This is a genomic window from Hymenobacter sp. FMD4, assembly GCF_058932745.1.
Map to the genome: position 1 here is coordinate 99468 of NZ_JBZYWH010000014.1, position 16005 is coordinate 115472.

Consider the following 16005-nt stretch of genomic DNA (forward strand, 5'->3'; position numbering starts at 1 on the left):
TACCTTCACTTCATGGCTTCTACATCGCCCTTCCGTACCCATTATATCTACTGGCTGGCCGCAGTGGTCGTGGCCATTTCGCTGTTTATGAACCTTCAAGAAGGTACCACCTGGCCGCGCATTGTTAGTTCGGTGGCCCTGCTCGTTGGCTTTGTGCTCATGGCGATGTACCCGGCCCAAGCGCGCCCACGCTGGGCCCGCGTGCTGATTCTGGTCCTGCTGCTGGTTGCCATTCTGCTACTGGTGCTGCGGGTGACGGGTCGCTTGGTGTAAGCGCGTGTTGCCGGCGTTCTGCGTATGCTTGCAGCGCCGGCTGTATTTCGGCCGCTAGTAATTATGCCCGCTCCCCCCTCCTTCACTCCCGCCGCCAACTCTGGCGGCCTGCTCAAACGCGTCGGCCTCGATTGGTTTTTCTTCGGGCTTATAGCCGTAGTAGCTTTGGCTTATCTGATGCCGGGCATCGGTAGCAAAAGCAGCCCGGTGCCGTGGCGGCCCATTACCAGCGTGGGCGTGGCCGTGATATTCTTTCTCTATGGCCTACGGCTCAGCCCTGAGAAGCTGAAAGCCGGCATGCGCAACTGGCGCCTGCACTCTGTGGTGCAGCTAACCACCTTCCTGCTGTTTCCACTGCTGGCACTGGCTGCCCGTCCGCTTTTTGGGGCCGATAAAGGCCAAGAGCTATGGGCCAGCGTGTTTTATTTATGCACCCTACCCAGTACCGTGTCCACCTCGGTAGTGATGGTGAGCATAGCGGGCGGCAATATGCCCGGCGCCATCTTCAATGCCAGCGTTTCCAGCCTGATGGGCATTGTACTTACGCCGCTGTGGGTAAGCGCGGTGCTGCACACCGGAGGTGCCGCGGGCGCCGACGGCTTCGGCGACATGGCCACCGATCTGGCCCTGCAGGTGCTGTTACCCGTGGTACTGGGCGTACTGTTGCACCAGCGTTTCGGGGCGTGGGCCGAGCGGCACCGCCAGGGCTTGCGTTTGTTTGATCAGATCATCATCTTACTGATGGTGTACACGTCCTTCTGCGAGTCCTTTGAAGGCGGCGTGTTCCAGGGCTACCGCGCCGCCGACCTGGCCCTGCTGGCCTTGGGCATGGTGGCGCTGTTTGCGGCGGTATACGCGGTCATCATCGGGGTGAGCCGGCTGCTGCGCTTTTCGCCGGAGGATCAAGTCACGGCATTGTTCTGCGGGTCGAAAAAGTCGCTCGTGCATGGCACCGTCATGGCCAATGTGCTCTTTGGCGGCGCGGCTGCTACGGGCGTACTGCTGCTACCTACTATGCTGTATCACGCCCTGCAGATACTGCTGGCCAGCGTGATTGCGCAGGCCATTGGGCGGCGCCTTGCCGCGCAGCGGGTAGCGCAGTCCCGGTAGAGCATTGCTTCACGGCCGCCGCGGCGCAGTTGCATGAGCGGCCTCACATATACATGGTATTTACCGGCGTAGGCAGAGAAAGTAGGTTTGTGTTTCCGACCTGCTACCTGCTATGAACCAACTTTTGCTATCCTCCCGTCGCCGCCTTTGGCGTGCCTGCGGAGTTGTGTTGCTGATAAGCCTGAGCCTCTCAGCCCAGAGCCAGAACTTCTGGCAAACCACGCGCACAGCCCCACTAGGCCCGAAACTAGGCCTTGCCGCGACCGGCGATTCTACCCTGATAACTTCCGTAGCCTCGGGCGTTCTTCGCACTCCCAACCAAGGGCGCACCTGGTCTTTGACCTTGCGCAGCCACCATACCTACGCACTGCACGCCGGGCGCAATGGCCGCTTGCTGGTAGGCGGCGCCGGCAAAATCTACCGCAGCTTCGACGCTGGCGTCACTTGGGATTCGGTAGCCCTTGGCACGCCGTACCCAATCGTTTCCATCCTCGAAACAACGCAAGGCGGCCTGCTTGTCGGTACGGGCACTGCCGACCTGGGCGGTTTTCTCGGCGATGGAGTGTTTTTCTCGGCCGATAACGGCCAGACGTGGACTGTCCGCAACACCGGGTTCGGCGCTGCGCGCTACGTCAGCCACCTCGTCAGCGACCGTGCCGGACGCGTGTACGCCGCCTTAGCCGACGAAGATGGCTGGCGCTTACCCGGCCTGTACCTATCTGACAACCAAGGCTTGAGCTGGCAGTTTTTACCCGTTCGCATCGACGGTAATAACTCCATTATCGACAACGTCACCGTCTATGAGACGATGTCGCTGACCATCAGCCCGCAGGACTCGGTGCTGTTTAGCTTTTCCGGCAGTGCAGCAAACGTGGGCGTGGCAGTCAACGCTGCCAAAAGCCTGACCGATGTAGCCAATGTCAATGTCCGCTGGACGGTGCAGCAACGCAGCCAGGGCGGTATGTGGTGGTACCGGTCCCCGCTTCATCGCCTGCACTTTGCCCGCAACGGCGACTGGTACAGCTCGCGCACCGGCAGCAGTAATTCGGGCGGCACGCTGCTTTCCCGCAACCAAGGCCGTAGCTGGCTGTTCAAAAGAGACGGGCTGGGCATGAGTGCCGGCGGTGTCCGGGAGCCGCAGTCGTTCGTTGAAATGCCCAACGGCCGCATTTTCATGGTGCAGGATTTTGATGAGCAAGTGTATTTCACCGACGCCAGCATCGTCACGAATGCTAAGCCCCGCCATGACCTACTTCCGGTGGCCTTATATCCCAATCCTGCCCATGACGCAGCGCAGCTAGTCAACGGCACTGCGCAAGCTATCCGGAGAATTCAACTCCTGGATCTGAACGGCCGCTTGGTACGAACGTACGCGGCAACTGCGCCGCAGTCGAATTGCCAATTGGATCTGCATGCCGTGCCGCCTGGGGTATATGTAGTAGTAGTTACGCTGGCCGACGGCCAGGTGGCACGTTTACGGCTCGTGAAGCAGTAAGGGGCGTTGCCTGGCACTTCAGAATCAGGTTCTGGAGCGGCGCTCGGTTTGGGATACATCAAAGTAACTGCCGTTCCGCCCTTCCCTGTTCAGCCGCACCGGGAAACCGTATTTCTTTTGGTCTGAGTGTCATTCTACTCCTGCCAGGCTTCTAGCTAAACGTTGGACTACAAGGCAGGCTTTTGTACTTTTATCATCTGTCCATTGCTGAATTTTCTCTTTTTCAGATGAAAAAGTACTTCTTCCTGTTTGCACTGCTGCTGGGCCTTGCGGGCACTGCTGCTGCCCAGGCGCCAAATAAGGATTTGTTTAAAGCCGTGATGAAAAACGACGCTGCGGCCGTCGAAACCCTGCTGCAAGGCGGTGCTGATCCGAACGCTTTCATCGAAGTAATGCCGGGCTTCCGGACGACCTTTCTCATTACCGCCGTTACCAACGGAAATCTAGACGTGGTGAAGAAGCTGGTGCAATTCAGGGCGCAGGTAAATGCCAAAGATGCCAGCCAGGAAACCGCCTTGATGGCCGCCGCCGCTAAAGGCGACAAAGCCACGGTGGAATTTCTGTTAAGCAGCGGGGCCGATGCCAAAGCGGCCGATAGCCAAGGCAACACCGCATTGTCGGCTGCCAAAACCAGCGGTAACAAGGATGTTATCAGCCTGCTTGAGCAGAAGTCAAAGTAAACTTGCGCTGCTCAGTAGCAACGTGAAACGGCCGGGCTAGCAACCGGCCGTTTTCATTGCATTTTACCAGGCCTTCGACGTACAGCTTCTCGCTCTTCCGAATTTGTCCTTATTGGTAAGGAGTCGATCAACAGTACTTTTTAGGCCATGCCGTAGTTAGAAGTGGGTAATCTAAGCGTGACCTAGTTTAGTGCGCGCCCAATCTTTGCAAGTCATTATACATAAGCATTTTAATCCTACGTATCATTCAACTTTTACCTGCAAGCAATACTTACGTAGTGAGCTAGACTTGCTCCTCTATACTTGATTAAAGCTGCACTTTTCTTGCAGCTCGACCGCAGTACTAACGCTTTCGGGGCCGTATGTACAGCGGCGGGACCTCCGCAATCAACTCGTCGGCCTTCATTGGCACTATTCTAGTATGCTTGTTTTGCGGTATGTCCCACCTCGCTAGCTTACAGGAGCTACGTCTCTACCTGGACCTTTTGCCTGACTTGCAAGAGCAACGTCCTGCGCACCAAGCAGTGCTACGTGCACTGCCTGGGCATTGCCTGCGCTGTCTGGAGGCTTTGGCGCAGCAAGAGCGGCTTTCCCCGGCAGTGGCACAGGTGCTGGCTTCCTCGCAGCAGCTTTGCCGGCAGGCAGCCTTCGAAGCCAGTTTGCAACCTACGCGCTGGCATCGGCTGCGTGGCTACTTAAATGAAGCTCTTATGGCTTGGAAAGCCGTTCCTGCCCAGTAAGCTAAGCCTGACGATAAATACCAGAAATTCAAGCTTATCTAACTGGTTTATAGCTATTGATCAAGCCTTTTTAGCAAGCACCACCTGCCCGAGTTGGCAGTGCTAGCATGGAGGTAGCATGCTCTCGACGGCTGGTACACTTCCGCTTTCGATAAAACCGCTCGGCGTACTCGGGTTACGATTTGCCTGATGCTGGTTAAAGTTGCGAAACCAAGCTAGCAGAGTGTGGTCGTAGTGCACGCAGAAATTAAGTATCTCAGCATAACCAGGTTCTTTGTGGCGCCGCCCAACCGCTCTACGGAGGCAACAGGTAACTGGGAAGATGTATTTATGGGTAACCGAATCGGCGAAGGCGCGCGAGTAGCCCATGTCAATGGTATAAGGCCAGTGCCGAGGGCAAGCTGTTGACCAACAAACCTTAGCCGCTCTCCGCAACTCGGGTTAACAAGCGACACCAAGCCAACGGGTAGTCTGAGCCGACAACAGTGGTTAAAAGCAACAACCACGCCCGGCAGGTCACCGGGCGTGGTTGTATATGAGGACCAAAATTGCAAATGGGTTCCCTATACTTCGCCTGCTACCTCTTCGGCCGCGGCAGGCTTCTTGGAGGACGTTTCTACTGGTGCCTGCGGATAATGCTGCAGCAATTTGGCCACGAGGCCGGTCCAACCGGTTTGGTGGCTGGCGCCGAGGCCATGCCCGTCGTCGCCGTGGAAGTATTCGTGAAAGAGCAGGTAATCCTTGAAGTGCGGGTCGTGCTGCAGCAGGTCCGAGTCGCCAAGGGCGGGGCGGCGGCCCTGCTCGTCGCGGCGGAACAACTTGGTGAGGCGGCCGGCCAGGGCGGCGGCCACTTCATTGAGCGAGAGCAGCTGGCCCGAGCCGGTGGGGTATTCGACCTTAAATTCCTTGCCGTAGTAGCTGTGAAAGCGCTGCAACGACTCGATGATAAGGTAATTGATGGGAAACCAAATGGGCCCGCGCCAGTTGGAATTGCCGCCAAACAGGTTCGACTCGGACTCGCCCGGCACGTACTTCACCGAGAAGTCGGCTTCGTGGGTACGGAAGACGTAGGGTTTGTCTAAATGGCAGCGCGAAAGCGCCCGGATGCCGTATTCCGACAGGAATTCGGACTCATCCAGCATGCGTTCGAGCAGCTTCTTCATGCGGTGGCTGCGCAGCAAGGACAGCAGGTGTTGTTCACCACGGCCCGGCTCTTTCCAGCGCGACACCAGTTCGGCCAGGTGCGGGCGGTTGTCGAACATCCAGTTCAGGCGGCGCGTGAAGTCGGGCATGGCTTCGAGCAGCTCCTCATCCAGCACCTCCACGGCGAAAAGCGGTATCAGCCCCACAATGGAGCGCACTTTGAGCTTGGTACGCTCGTCGTCAGGGAGGTGCAGCACATCGTAGAAGAACTCGTCCTCGTCGTCCCAGAGGTTGAAAGAGCCGTCGCCGGCCTTGGTCATGGCCTCGGCGATGTACAGGAAGTGCTCGAAGAACTTGCTGGCAATGTCCTGGTATACGGGGTTGGTTTTGGCTAGCTCCAGGGCAATGCGCATCAGGTTGAGTGCGTACATGGCCATCCAGGAAGTGCCGTCGGCCTGCTCGATGTAGCCGCCCGTGGGCAGCGGGGCGGAGCGGTCAAATACGCCGATGTTGTCGAGCCCGAGGAAGCCGCCTTCGAAGATGTTATGGTCGTTGCGGTCTTTGCGGTTTACCCACCAGGTGAAGTTCAGCGTGAGCCGGTGAAACACCGACTCCAGGAAGTGCAGGTCGCCTTCACCGCCGTGCAGCTTCTTGTCCATCTGGTACACGCGCCAGGTGGCCCAGGCGTGCACGGGCGGATTCACGTCGGAGAGGTTCCACTCGTAGGCAGGCAGTTGGCCGTTGGGGTGCATGTACCAGTCGCGGGTGAGCAGGCGCAGCTGGTGCTTGGCAAAGTCCGAGTCTACCATGGCCAGCGGGATGCAGTGGAAAGCCAGGTCCCAGGCGGCGTACCAGGGATACTCCCACTTATCGGGCATGCTGATGATGTCGGCGTTGTAGAGGTGGCGCCAGTTGTTGTTGCGGCCTTTGAGGCGCTCGGCAGGCGGCGTGAGCATGTCGGGGTCGCCGTCGAGCCACTGGGCTACATCGTAGTAATAAAACTGTTTGCTCCAAAGCATGCCGGCCAGGGCCTGCCGCTGAATATTGCGGGCATCGGCATCGGGCAGCTTATCCTGCAGGCAGTTGTAAAACTCGTCGGCTTCTTCCTTGCGGGCCGCAAACACGGCCTCAAAATCAGCAAATGGCTGACTAAGGGAGGTGTTGCTCAGCCGCAGGCACACGCTCTGCGACTCGCCGGGCGCCAGCAGCAGTTCGTAATGGGCGGCAGCTTTGGTACCCCGTTGCTGGGGGTTGATACTCGTTTCGTCGCCATTGACTATGTACTCGTTGATGCCATCCTTGAAATACAGGCCATCGGCAGGCAGGTTGTAGAGCAGCGGGCCGTTGGTGTCGTTTTCGCAGAACAGCAGATCGGGCTCCTGCTCGCAGTACAGGAAATAGTCGCCCAGCTGCTTGTGCTCGGCCTGCACCAAGCCCGGTCGGGGCGTACTCATCTGCGGCCGGTAGTCATCGTGGCCCCAAGACCAAGTGTTGCGAAACCACAGCTGCGGCAGCAGGGTAATTCCGGCCGCCGCGGGGCCGCGGTTGTGCGTGGTGATGCGAACCAGGATGTCATCAGGGCCGGCTTTGGCATACTCGATGAACACGTCGAAATAGCGACTTTCGTCGAAGATGCTGGTGTCAGTCAGCTCGTATTCGGGCTCCTCGCGGCCTCGGCGGCCGTTTTCTTCCACCAGCTCCAGGTACGGAAACTCCCGCTGCGGATACTTGTAAAGCATCTGCATGTAGGAGTGCGTGGGCGTGTTGTCGAGGTAGTAATAGCACTCCTTTACGTCCTCGCCGTGGTTTCCCTGCCCGTTGGTCAGGCCAAACAGGCGCTCCTTGATAATGCGGTCGACGCCGTTCCACATGCCGACCGAAAAGCAGAGCAGTTGGCGGTGGTCGGAAATGCCTCCGATGCCTTCTTCGCCCCAGCGGTATGCGTAGCTGCGGCCCATTTCGTGGGTGATATGGTCCCAGGCGTTGCCACCTGCGCTGTAGTCTTCGCGCACGGTGCCCCACTGCCGGTCCGTGAGGTAAGGCCCGAAGTGTCGCCAGTTAGCGTTTTCATCCTTGGTATCAGCCAAGCGTAGTTGTTCCTGCGTCATGTAGAGTCGCGAAGTACCCATGCTCGTGTGGTTAGTGATGCGCGGCAGTCAATGGACCGCCGGTGGGCCATGACCCTTTACCCGTTGCCAATAAAGCCCGGATAAAGGGTCATGCCGCCGTCCACGTACAGGGTAGTACCGTGTACGTAATCGGCGTCGTCGGATGCCAGCCACGCGGCTACTTTTCCGATGTCTTCCGTTTCGCCGATGCGGCCGTACGGAATAAGCTCCAGCAATTGCTGGGCGGCCTCGGGTGTTTCCCAGGCCTCTTGGTTGATGGGCGTCTTGATGGCGCCCGGGGCAATGCTGTTGACGCGAATCTTGTGCCGGGCCAGCTCCTGGGCCATCGACTTCATCAGCAGCATTAGGCCGCCTTTGCTGGCAGCGTAGTTCACGTGCCCGGCCCACGGAATGGTTTCGTGTACCGAGCTCATGCAGATGATCTTACCCGCAGCCCGGGATATTTCCGGCTGCACGCCGCGCCGGATAAACTCACGGGCCGCCTCGCGGGCGCACAGGAATTGCCCGGTCAGGTTTACATCGATGACTTTCTGCCACTGCTCCAGGGTCATGTCAACGAGCGAGGCATCTTGTTGAATGCCGGAATTGCTAACGAGGATGTGCAGCGTACCGAAATGCTCCTTGGTTTGACGGAACATTTGCTGCACCTCGTCTTCCTTGCTCACATCGGCCTTGATGGCCACGGCTTGGCCACCGGCCTCGGTAATGCGCTGCACCACTTCTTCGGCCCCTTCGGCGTCGCCGTGGTAGTTTACCACCACCGCCGCACCCTCGGCTGCCAAGGATTGCGCTACCGCTACCCCAATGCCCGAACTAGCCCCGGTGACAAGAGCAACTTGATTTGCTAAGCGTTTGGTAGATGATTCAGCCATAATCAACAGTTCATGTTTTATTCTCGACAGCAACCAAGTGCCCCAATACTGTTATTTGCGTAGTTCGGTTGCCTACACCCCCAATAATCAACTGACAATCTGATTTTTACTTGATAAAAGCATAAACTACAATTGTCGACAGGAAACAGCCAATCCGCGCCGCGCCCGGCTAGCTCTAGCAAAACGACTACGGTCTGAGAGCCTTGGCTACTCGTACAAGCTGTAGCGAGTAAGAGCATGGTACTAACAGTAGCTACCGAGCCCGTTATGCTTCGGCTGCGCTTAGCACGAGGGGCTCGGTAGCTTACTGTTCACGCATCCCAGCTTAAGCCGGGACAGATTGCCTATCCTGGACCGGTGAGGGGCTGCCCAACGGTACCTCTACCCTTTCCACCGTCACTATCACAAACTTCGAGGTGGGCGTGTTGCTTTTGTAGGCTACTGAGCCAATGGGTACCAGCACATTGCCTTCGGGAAAGTACGTGGCGCAGTTGCCCCGCGGAATGTCGTAAGGCACAGCAATGAAGTTCTGCGCGTAACGCTGCTGTCCCTCGAAGTGGCTGGTAATGTTCACCAAGCCCTTCTCCTTGATACCGCGCTCGGCCATGTCCTCACGGTTCAGGAAAATGACGCGCCGCTCGTTGTACACGCCGCGGTACCGGTCGTTGTAGTCGTATACGGTGGTATTGAACTGATCATGCGAGCGGATGGTCATCATCACCAATTGGCCGGGTTCTAGCACATGCTTTTCCAGCGGCGTGGAAGTGAAGTTGGCCTTGCCGTTTTCGGTCGTGAATTTTCGTTCGCGGGGGCCGTTGGGCAGGTAAAAGCCACCCGGCCGCCGGATTTTCTCATTGAAATTCTCGAAGCCTGGAATGGTGCGCTCCACGTAGTCCCGAATGAGGTCGTAGTTTTCGGTGCAGCCCACCCAGTCAACGGTGGTACGGTCGCCGAGGGTGGTAATGGCTATGCCGCACACAATGGCTACTTCGCTCAGCATCTGCCCTTCCAGGGGCTTGAGCACCCCTTTGTTCAGGCTCACCACGCCCATGGAGTTTTCACAGGAAGTGAACTGCTGCCCGGTTTTCTGCATGTCGATGTCGGGGCGAGCCAGACAGGGCAGCAACAGGGCCATTTCGCCGTTCACGAGGTGGCCGCGGTTGAGCTTGGTGGTTACGTGCACCGAGAGGCGGAGCTTGCGCATGGCTTCGGCCACAAACTCCGTATCGGAAGCGGCCGAGAGCATGTTGCCGCCCATGGCCACGTACACCTTGATGTTGCCGTCGTGCATGGCCTTAATGGCCTCTACGGTATCGTAGCCATGCTCCCGCGGGGGCTCAAAGCCGAACTCTTTGGCCAGTGCATCGAGGAAGGGCTTTTGCGGCCGCTCCCAGATGCCCATGGTTCGGTCGCCCTGCACGTTGGAATGGCCGCGCACCGGGCACAGGCCGGCCCCGGGTATACCGATGGCGCCCTTGAGGAAGTGCAGATTCACGATTTCCTGAATCGTGTACACCCCGTTTTTCTGCTGCGTAAGGCCCATGGCCCAGCAGGTAATCACCTTTTTGTGCCGGGCAATGAGGTTGGCGGCTTCCTGCAGTTGCGCTTTGGTTACGCCGCTGGCTTCCTCGATATCAGCCCAACTGGTTTCGTTCAGGGTTTTGAGCAACTCGGGGTAGCCAGTGGTGTACTCCCGGATAAAATCATGGTCGAGCACTTGGCCAGGGTTTACCTCTTCGGCTTCCAACAGGCACTTCATCAGCCCGCGCAGCACTAGCTGGTCGCTGTTGATTTTTACCTGCAGGTACACGTCGGTAATGGGCGTGCCGTCGCCGAGCAGCGCGCCCAGGGCCCGCAGCGGGTTCATGAAATCCTGCGGGTTCTTAAAATGCAGCAGGCCCGCCTCGATCAGGGGATTGATGCTGATAACCTTGGCCCCGTTGCGCTTGGCTTTCTGCAGGGCCGAGAGCATGCGCGGGTGATTGGTACCCGGATTTTGCCCGATGACGATGATGACCTCCGCCTCGTAGAAATCGTTGAGCGTGACGGAGCCCTTGCCCAGGCCAGTGGTAGGGCTCAGGGCCGAGCCGCTGCTCTCGTGGCACATGTTGGAGCAGTCGGGCAAGTTGTTGGTGCCGAACTGGCGCACGAAAAGCTGGTACAGGTACGCCGGCTCGTTGGGCACCTTGCCCGAGGTGTAGAATATGGCGTGGTGCGGCGTGGGCAGCGCGTTTAGCTCGTCGGCTACCAGCTGGAAAGCCTCCTCCCACTCGATGGGCGTGTAGTGCGTGGCGCCGGGGCGCAGCACCATCGGATGCGTGATGCGGCCGGCGTTGTTCAGGTCGCGGTCGGTCATGCGCGAGAGGTCCGCCAGGCTGTGTTTGGCAAAGAACTCGGGCGTGACCCGTTCGGCGTCGGCATCAGAAGCCGTTGCTTTGGCGCCGTTTTCGCAGAACTCGGCTACGGAGCGGTGGTCGTCGGGGTCGGGCCAGGCGCAGCTGGAGCAGTCGAAGCCGTCCTTTTGGTTCATCTTGAGCAGGGCGTGCGTGCCGCGGGCCGGGCCGTCTTCGCTGAAGGTAAAGGAGGCTGATTTGAGCACGGCCGTGACGCCGGCTGCTACTTTGGCGGGTTTGCCCAGCTTCAGGCCGGTAAATTCCTCGGGCGGTTGGGCCAGGATGGGGTGCTTGTGCTTGGCCCCCAGGGTGTCAGGTGCTTCCATAGGTCGCTTATCGGCGTCGGGCTTGCCGTGCGGGTCGTAGTAGTCGTTGGTAGGCGCCGCGCCCTGATCGGGCCGCTCGCCGCTGCGGGGCACGTTGGCTTCGGCGCCTTGTTGTTCGGTTTTGCCAGCCTTGCTGGGGTCTTCGGCAGGTGATTCTTCCATGATGACCTTGCTCCCCAGTCCCCCTCTCCTGAACAGAAGAGCAAGCCCGCTGGGATGTCGGGTTAAGGGTAAAACGAAGGTTCAGGACCAGCTGCCCACGTTAGTGCTTACAGCCCAGGTCTTTCTCTACCAGTATACGTAGCTCATGTCCATCGGGCATATTCATGGTGCTTTCCATGCTTATTTGCTCAGGACCAAGCCAATACTGGGCTACGCCAACCGGCACCAGCACCGTAAGCGCCCCCGGCGAATAAGCCACGCGCAAGCCCTGCGCGGCAGCGGTGGAGTCCTCGTCGGCGCGTTGCAGCGCATAGGTCAGGCGTCCATCGGGGCCGGGTGCCAGCGTCACTACCGAGGCCACGCGGCCTTCCTGACCAAAGCGCAGCACTTCTTCCTCGGATAGGCGCAGGCGCAGGGTATTGTCTTCAATGCGGAGTTTCATGGGTGGGTGGAGAAGCTAGGAGCGGACGGCAATTTCTGGCGGGGCTGCCCACTGACAAGGGAAATTTATGGCGGCTGCCTTCTTCATTCTCGACTCAGTTCCTCGATCTTCATTCGTAACGGCTAGACAATCCGCCATGGGTGGGTATAGATATTGTAGCGCTGCTGGCGCACAAAGCCCAGAAGCGTCATGCCAAAATCGTGGGCGGCCTGCACAGCCAGACTGCTGGGGGCTCCCACCGCGGCCAGCATCGGGATGCCCGCCACGGCCGCTTTCTGCACCAGCTCAAAGCTGGCCCGGCCGCTCACCAGCAGTATGTGCTGGTGCAAAGGCAGCCAATCAGCCAGCATGGCCGCCCCAATGAGCTTGTCCAGCGCATTGTGCCGGCCTACGTCTTCGCGCAGCAGCAGCAAATTGCCTTCAACCGAAAACAACGCGGCAGCGTGCAGGCCGCCGGTCTGCTCAAAGACCGCCTGCGCGGCCCGTTGCCGCTCCGGCAACGCGTGAATAACGGCCCGGGCCACGTGAGGGCCGCTGGCAGGCAGCACCAGGCAAGCGGCCGCATGTACGGCGTCGACGCTGGTTTTGCCACACACGCCGCAACTGCTGGAAGTGTAAAAGTGGCGCTCCAGGCGCGGCAGATCCATAGCCACGGAGGTAGCCAGTTCGGCCCGCACCACGTTTTCGCGCTCCTCGGGCTTTTGCACATCGGGGCAGTAAAGCAAGCCATTTAGCTCGTGTCGTGCCCGAATGATGCCTTCAGTAAGCAAAAAACCAGCGGCCAGCTCCATATCATGACCGGGGGTGCGCATGGTAATGGCCAAGGTGCGGTGCGTCCGCTCGCCGGCCGGCCCGTAACCTACCCGAATTTCCAAGGGCTCCTCTGCCGCCAACACATCGGAGGCGGTAGCCTGCTGCTCCCCCACTACCTTCTGAATGGTGGCGTACTCGTAGCTGGTAGGCGGAAGAAATACAGGGGCAGTCATACAAGACGGAGGTTATCAAAAGTGCCTGGAAGCAACGGGCAGGCTATGTAAATAAGGTGAGGGCCTTAATAAATGTTTGTGACACGCCCCAGAGCAGCGGAACGCCCACGTAAATCCAAGTCAGGGCCAGCTTCAGGCCCGACGTAGGCTCACCGGGTTGGGTAATTTCGGTTTCGAAAGCTATAAAATGTGTAGCAGTGAGTTGGAAGACAATCAGGCGGTGGCAGGCTGGGCTACGGGCGCCACTTTGTAGTGATGCTTCTCGCTGACGGCGCGCACCAGCAGGTTGGCCCAAAAACCACCACCAGCATGCCGGCCATGGTGCAGAACACACTTTGGTATGCTGCCGCCCCGGTTAGGCTCTTGCCCTTTTGACTTTGGTGCAGGAAGTTTACGATCAGCGGACCTAGAATCAACGAAAGAACCTGCGGCCATTGAGGTGAGTGGTAGTGGGTAGGTGAAAGCGCAAACGCGTATCCCAACCACCCAGCCCCATACCATTGATGACCTGACGGTTACCTAATCAATGCACCTACTTCTGCACGGGTTACGTGAAAAGCAGCGCTTAAATGTTCCTAATCCGCTATAGCTAGGTCGCATCCCGGTTCGGTATCCTGCCCGGCGGGCGGGTGCGTATGCCCACAAGCCGGATTCTGCTTCCTTTGCGACCTTCATTGTTCACCATACGCCCTTGACAGTACTTCCGCCTGCACGCCCCCGCATTCGTTTCGACCGCAACGAATTGGCCGGTGCTTTCGGCGACTTGGGCACCGATCTACCCCTGCTCATCGGCGTTATTGCTGCCTCAGGGGCTGACAGTGCTGGGGTGCTTATTCTGTTCGGGGCCTTACAGGTGTTTTCGGGCTTGTGGTACGGCCTTCCCATGCCAGTACAGCCGCTGAAGGCCTTTGCGGCGCTGGTCATTGCCCAGAAGCTGCCCGACCGCATCATTTTCGGTGGCGGACTGGCCATTGGCCTGAGCATGCTGGTGTTATCGGCCACGGGCCTCATCGATGCCTTGGCGCGGATGGTACCCAAACCAGTGATTCGCGGCATACAGTTCGGCCTGGCCTTACAGCTCACCACCCTGGCCCTGAAAGAATACGTGCCTGCCGATGGCCTGGGCGGCTATGTTCTAGCAGCGGCAGCTTTTCTGATAACGGTGGTGCTGCTTGGCAACCGCCGCTGGCCCGCCGCCTTGTTTGTGATAGGGCTGGGCGTGCTGTACGCCTTGGTGTTCAAACTCGATCTGGCCACAGCCCAGCGCGCTATGGGCGTGCGGCTGCCCACATGGCACATGCCCGCCACCGCCGATATCCTGACCGGTGCCGTGTTGCTGGCCCTGCCCCAGATTCCATTGTCGCTCGGCAACTCCATCCTGGCTACCCGCCAGGTGCTGCACGACCACTTTCCAGAGCGCCGCATTACCGTACGCCAGATCAGCTTCACGTACGCCCTCATGAACTTGGTAGCCCCGTTTCTGGGAGGGTTTCCGGTCTGTCACGGCTCGGGCGGCCTGGCCGGACACTACGCTTTCGGAGCGCGCACCGGTGGTTCGGTGCTGCTCTACGGCTGCCTGTTTCTGGTGCTGGGCTTATTCTTTAGCCAAGGCTTCGCGCAGGTGGTACAGATCTTTCCGCTGCCCATCCTGGGCGTGCTACTGCTCTTCGAAGCCCTGACGCTGGCTGCCCTGCTGCGCGACATAGCCAGCTCCCGGGCCGATCTGCTGGTGGCGCTAGTAGTCGGGCTACTGTGCAGCGGTCTGCCGTATGGGTACCTGGTGGGCCTGGTGGTGGGCACGGCCGTGTACTACGCCATGCAGCGCGGCTGGGTAGGCCTTGGCAAGTAAGGAACCCTACCTCTCTTAGCTCCATCCACTTCGTTTATTGCAAGATAGCCGCCAGTTTTTGCTGATACTGGGGGTTATCGGTCATGCCATTGTGCCCGGCCCCAGGCAGCGAAATCAACCGATCCTGGGGCTTGAGCAGCGGCTGCAGCCGCAGGGAGGAGCCGTGGTATATCACCTCGTCCTGCTCGCCGTGGAAGAGCACAATGGGCGCCTTCACGCGTGGAAGCCATTCGTAAGTGCGCAGTGGGTAGCGTACCAGAAAGCCCGGCACCCATGGGTAATGATACCGCGCCATGTCCTGCATGCTGTAATAAGGAGCCTGCAAGATCAGCTGCCGGGGTTGGTGCTGGGCCGCCAGCCACGCCGCCACGCCCGTGCCCAGGGAATAGCCCAACACCACCACGCGGGGTTCGGGGTATTCCGATAGGAGGTGCTGGTAAGCAGCTTCGGCGTCGATTAGCAGCTGTTGTTCGCTACTAATGCGGCCTTCACTTTTGCCATAGCCGCGGTAATCGAGCATAAACACATCGTAGCCGAGGGCGGTGTAAAGGCTGGCCACGTGGCCCCAGTTGTCGAGGGCGCCGCCATTACCATGCAGGTAGAAAATCAAGCCTTTGGGGGCAGCGGTGCGGAACAGCAGACCGTGCAGGCGCACGCCGTCCGGGGCCGTAATCCACCGCTCTTCAAAGGGGTCGGCAAAAGAGAAGCGGTAGTCGGCTGGCAACTGGTCAGGGAAGAACAGCAGCCGCTCTTGCTTGAAATAAAGCAGGCCACACACAAGCAGGTACAGCATCAACCCGACTACAGCCAGCAAAAGCAACACTTTCATAGGCGTAAACAATGACCAAAATCGTCCTTTAAAGCATCCGATCAATACTTGCCACTGCCTCACGTCCTTACTACGGACGCATTTTGCAGACAAGCAAAACCTAGGTTTACGTAGTCTGGATAGATTGGTAACAATTTTACTTCACCTTAATATTTATAATAATCTATATTTTTTTAATACAGTTTTAACTCATTTTGCGAATGCCTTATTATACGTATAGATGGCTAGACACAAATTCAGCATTTGCCACTACGTATTACTAGTGCAATTCACGTAGTTACCCCATTGCTACTTTTTCAGGAGGTGCCGAAATTGCCTAAATGGATTCCTCCAACCAATCTTCTACGCTACAGGAACGCCGCCGCCGAGCTGTTGCCGGCTTGATTGATTTTACAAAGCATACTCCCCTAGCAGCCGATCGATACGAGCGGAAGTTGCTGTCGCTATTCGCTGAAAATAAGCTGACTATTGATGAGGTGCTGCAGCGCCTGGAAGCCCGGGAGGCTCGGCAGCAAGATTGCTCCGGTGAATAAAGTTCTTGCGGAATTGCAGACTAAACGTCACTTAAAAGCTGCT

At 58.4% G+C, this 16005-nt stretch carries 14 protein-coding genes; 7 read left to right on the forward strand and 7 right to left on the reverse strand.

Features of this window, described 5'->3' with window-relative positions; all coding sequences use genetic code 11:
- Positions 1-12: 12 nt before the first annotated feature.
- From AC5FXY_RS13965 to AC5FXY_RS13985, 5 genes are all read left to right on the forward strand, one after another.
- Positions 13-273, forward strand: coding sequence for a hypothetical protein (locus AC5FXY_RS13965; RefSeq protein WP_493557304.1), 261 nt, complete (start codon positions 13-15; stop codon positions 271-273).
- A gap of 63 nt (positions 274-336) precedes the next feature.
- The gene (locus tag AC5FXY_RS13970) at positions 337-1383 is read left to right on the forward strand and encodes a bile acid:sodium symporter family protein (protein WP_493557305.1); all 1047 of its coding nucleotides are present in this window, start codon (positions 337-339) and stop codon (positions 1381-1383) included.
- Between the two features lie 112 nt (positions 1384-1495).
- On the forward strand, positions 1496-2878 hold the full coding sequence (locus tag AC5FXY_RS13975; protein ID WP_493557306.1) for a T9SS type A sorting domain-containing protein: 1383 nt from the start codon (positions 1496-1498) through the stop codon (positions 2876-2878).
- A gap of 227 nt (positions 2879-3105) precedes the next feature.
- Positions 3106-3558: an ankyrin repeat domain-containing protein gene (locus AC5FXY_RS13980; protein ID WP_493557307.1), complete on the forward strand. Its 453-nt coding sequence runs from the start codon at positions 3106-3108 to the stop codon at positions 3556-3558.
- A 437-nt stretch (positions 3559-3995) separates the two neighbouring features.
- Entirely contained in the window at positions 3996-4298 is a 303-nt protein-coding gene (locus AC5FXY_RS13985) for a hypothetical protein (protein ID WP_493557308.1), read from the forward strand.
- Between the two features lie 563 nt (positions 4299-4861).
- On the opposite strand, the gene AC5FXY_RS13990 is transcribed toward AC5FXY_RS13985, so the two are convergent.
- From AC5FXY_RS13990 to AC5FXY_RS14015, 6 genes are all read right to left on the reverse strand, one after another.
- Positions 4862-7570 carry an MGH1-like glycoside hydrolase domain-containing protein gene (locus AC5FXY_RS13990; RefSeq protein WP_493557309.1) on the reverse strand — a complete coding sequence of 903 codons (2709 nt, stop codon included), beginning with the start codon at positions 7568-7570 and terminating at the stop codon, positions 4862-4864.
- A gap of 56 nt (positions 7571-7626) precedes the next feature.
- Entirely contained in the window at positions 7627-8442 is an 816-nt protein-coding gene (locus tag AC5FXY_RS13995) for an SDR family oxidoreductase (RefSeq protein WP_493557310.1), read from the reverse strand.
- 325 nt (positions 8443-8767) lie between these two features.
- Positions 8768-11323 (reverse strand): FdhF/YdeP family oxidoreductase, encoded by a 2556-nt coding sequence (locus tag AC5FXY_RS14000; protein ID WP_493557311.1) that lies wholly within the window; start codon positions 11321-11323, stop codon positions 8768-8770.
- Between the two features lie 100 nt (positions 11324-11423).
- Complete coding sequence (locus AC5FXY_RS14005; protein WP_493557312.1) at positions 11424-11765, reverse strand: DUF7009 family protein; 342 nt, start codon at positions 11763-11765, stop codon at positions 11424-11426.
- Between the two features lie 122 nt (positions 11766-11887).
- Positions 11888-12751, reverse strand: a complete 864-nt coding sequence (gene fdhD / locus AC5FXY_RS14010; RefSeq protein ID WP_493557313.1) for a formate dehydrogenase accessory sulfurtransferase FdhD — start codon at positions 12749-12751, stop codon at positions 11888-11890.
- A gap of 43 nt (positions 12752-12794) precedes the next feature.
- Entirely contained in the window at positions 12795-13085 is a 291-nt protein-coding gene (locus AC5FXY_RS14015; protein WP_493557314.1) for an MFS transporter small subunit, read from the reverse strand.
- Positions 13086-13442: 357 nt separating this feature from the next.
- Here AC5FXY_RS14015 and AC5FXY_RS14020 point away from each other — a divergent pair, with 357 nt between their 5' ends.
- On the forward strand, positions 13443-14600 hold the full coding sequence (locus tag AC5FXY_RS14020; RefSeq protein ID WP_493557315.1) for a putative sulfate/molybdate transporter: 1158 nt from the start codon (positions 13443-13445) through the stop codon (positions 14598-14600).
- A 34-nt stretch (positions 14601-14634) separates the two neighbouring features.
- Here the strand turns inward: AC5FXY_RS14020 and AC5FXY_RS14025 are convergent, their stop codons facing one another.
- Positions 14635-15429, reverse strand: coding sequence for an alpha/beta hydrolase (locus tag AC5FXY_RS14025; RefSeq protein WP_493557316.1), 795 nt, complete (start codon positions 15427-15429; stop codon positions 14635-14637).
- Between the two features lie 320 nt (positions 15430-15749).
- Here AC5FXY_RS14025 and AC5FXY_RS14030 point away from each other — a divergent pair, with 320 nt between their 5' ends.
- Positions 15750-15962 (forward strand): hypothetical protein, encoded by a 213-nt coding sequence (locus tag AC5FXY_RS14030; RefSeq protein ID WP_493557317.1) that lies wholly within the window; start codon positions 15750-15752, stop codon positions 15960-15962.
- Positions 15963-16005: the final 43 nt, after the last annotated feature.

Excerpts from the sequence above, each read along its gene's own strand:
- AC5FXY_RS13995 (WP_493557310.1), bottom strand. The coding sequence starts at position 8,442 with ATGGCTGAATCATCTACCAAACGCTTAGCAAATCAAGTTGCTCTTGTC.
- AC5FXY_RS13990 (WP_493557309.1), bottom strand. The coding sequence starts at position 7,570 with ATGGGTACTTCGCGACTCTACATGACGCAGGAACAACTACGCTTGGCT.
- AC5FXY_RS13970 (WP_493557305.1), top strand. The coding sequence starts at position 337 with ATGCCCGCTCCCCCCTCCTTCACTCCCGCCGCCAACTCTGGCGGCCTG.
- AC5FXY_RS13980 (WP_493557307.1), top strand. The coding sequence starts at position 3,106 with ATGAAAAAGTACTTCTTCCTGTTTGCACTGCTGCTGGGCCTTGCGGGC.
- AC5FXY_RS13985 (WP_493557308.1), top strand. The coding sequence starts at position 3,996 with ATGTCCCACCTCGCTAGCTTACAGGAGCTACGTCTCTACCTGGACCTT.
- fdhD (WP_493557313.1), bottom strand. The coding sequence starts at position 12,751 with ATGACTGCCCCTGTATTTCTTCCGCCTACCAGCTACGAGTACGCCACC.
- AC5FXY_RS14000 (WP_493557311.1), bottom strand. The coding sequence starts at position 11,323 with ATGGAAGAATCACCTGCCGAAGACCCCAGCAAGGCTGGCAAAACCGAA.
- AC5FXY_RS14005 (WP_493557312.1), bottom strand. The coding sequence starts at position 11,765 with ATGAAACTCCGCATTGAAGACAATACCCTGCGCCTGCGCCTATCCGAG.
- AC5FXY_RS13975 (WP_493557306.1), top strand. The coding sequence starts at position 1,496 with ATGAACCAACTTTTGCTATCCTCCCGTCGCCGCCTTTGGCGTGCCTGC.
- AC5FXY_RS14030 (WP_493557317.1), top strand. The coding sequence starts at position 15,750 with ATGGATTCCTCCAACCAATCTTCTACGCTACAGGAACGCCGCCGCCGA.
- AC5FXY_RS13965 (WP_493557304.1), top strand. The coding sequence starts at position 13 with ATGGCTTCTACATCGCCCTTCCGTACCCATTATATCTACTGGCTGGCC.
- AC5FXY_RS14025 (WP_493557316.1), bottom strand. The coding sequence starts at position 15,429 with ATGAAAGTGTTGCTTTTGCTGGCTGTAGTCGGGTTGATGCTGTACCTG.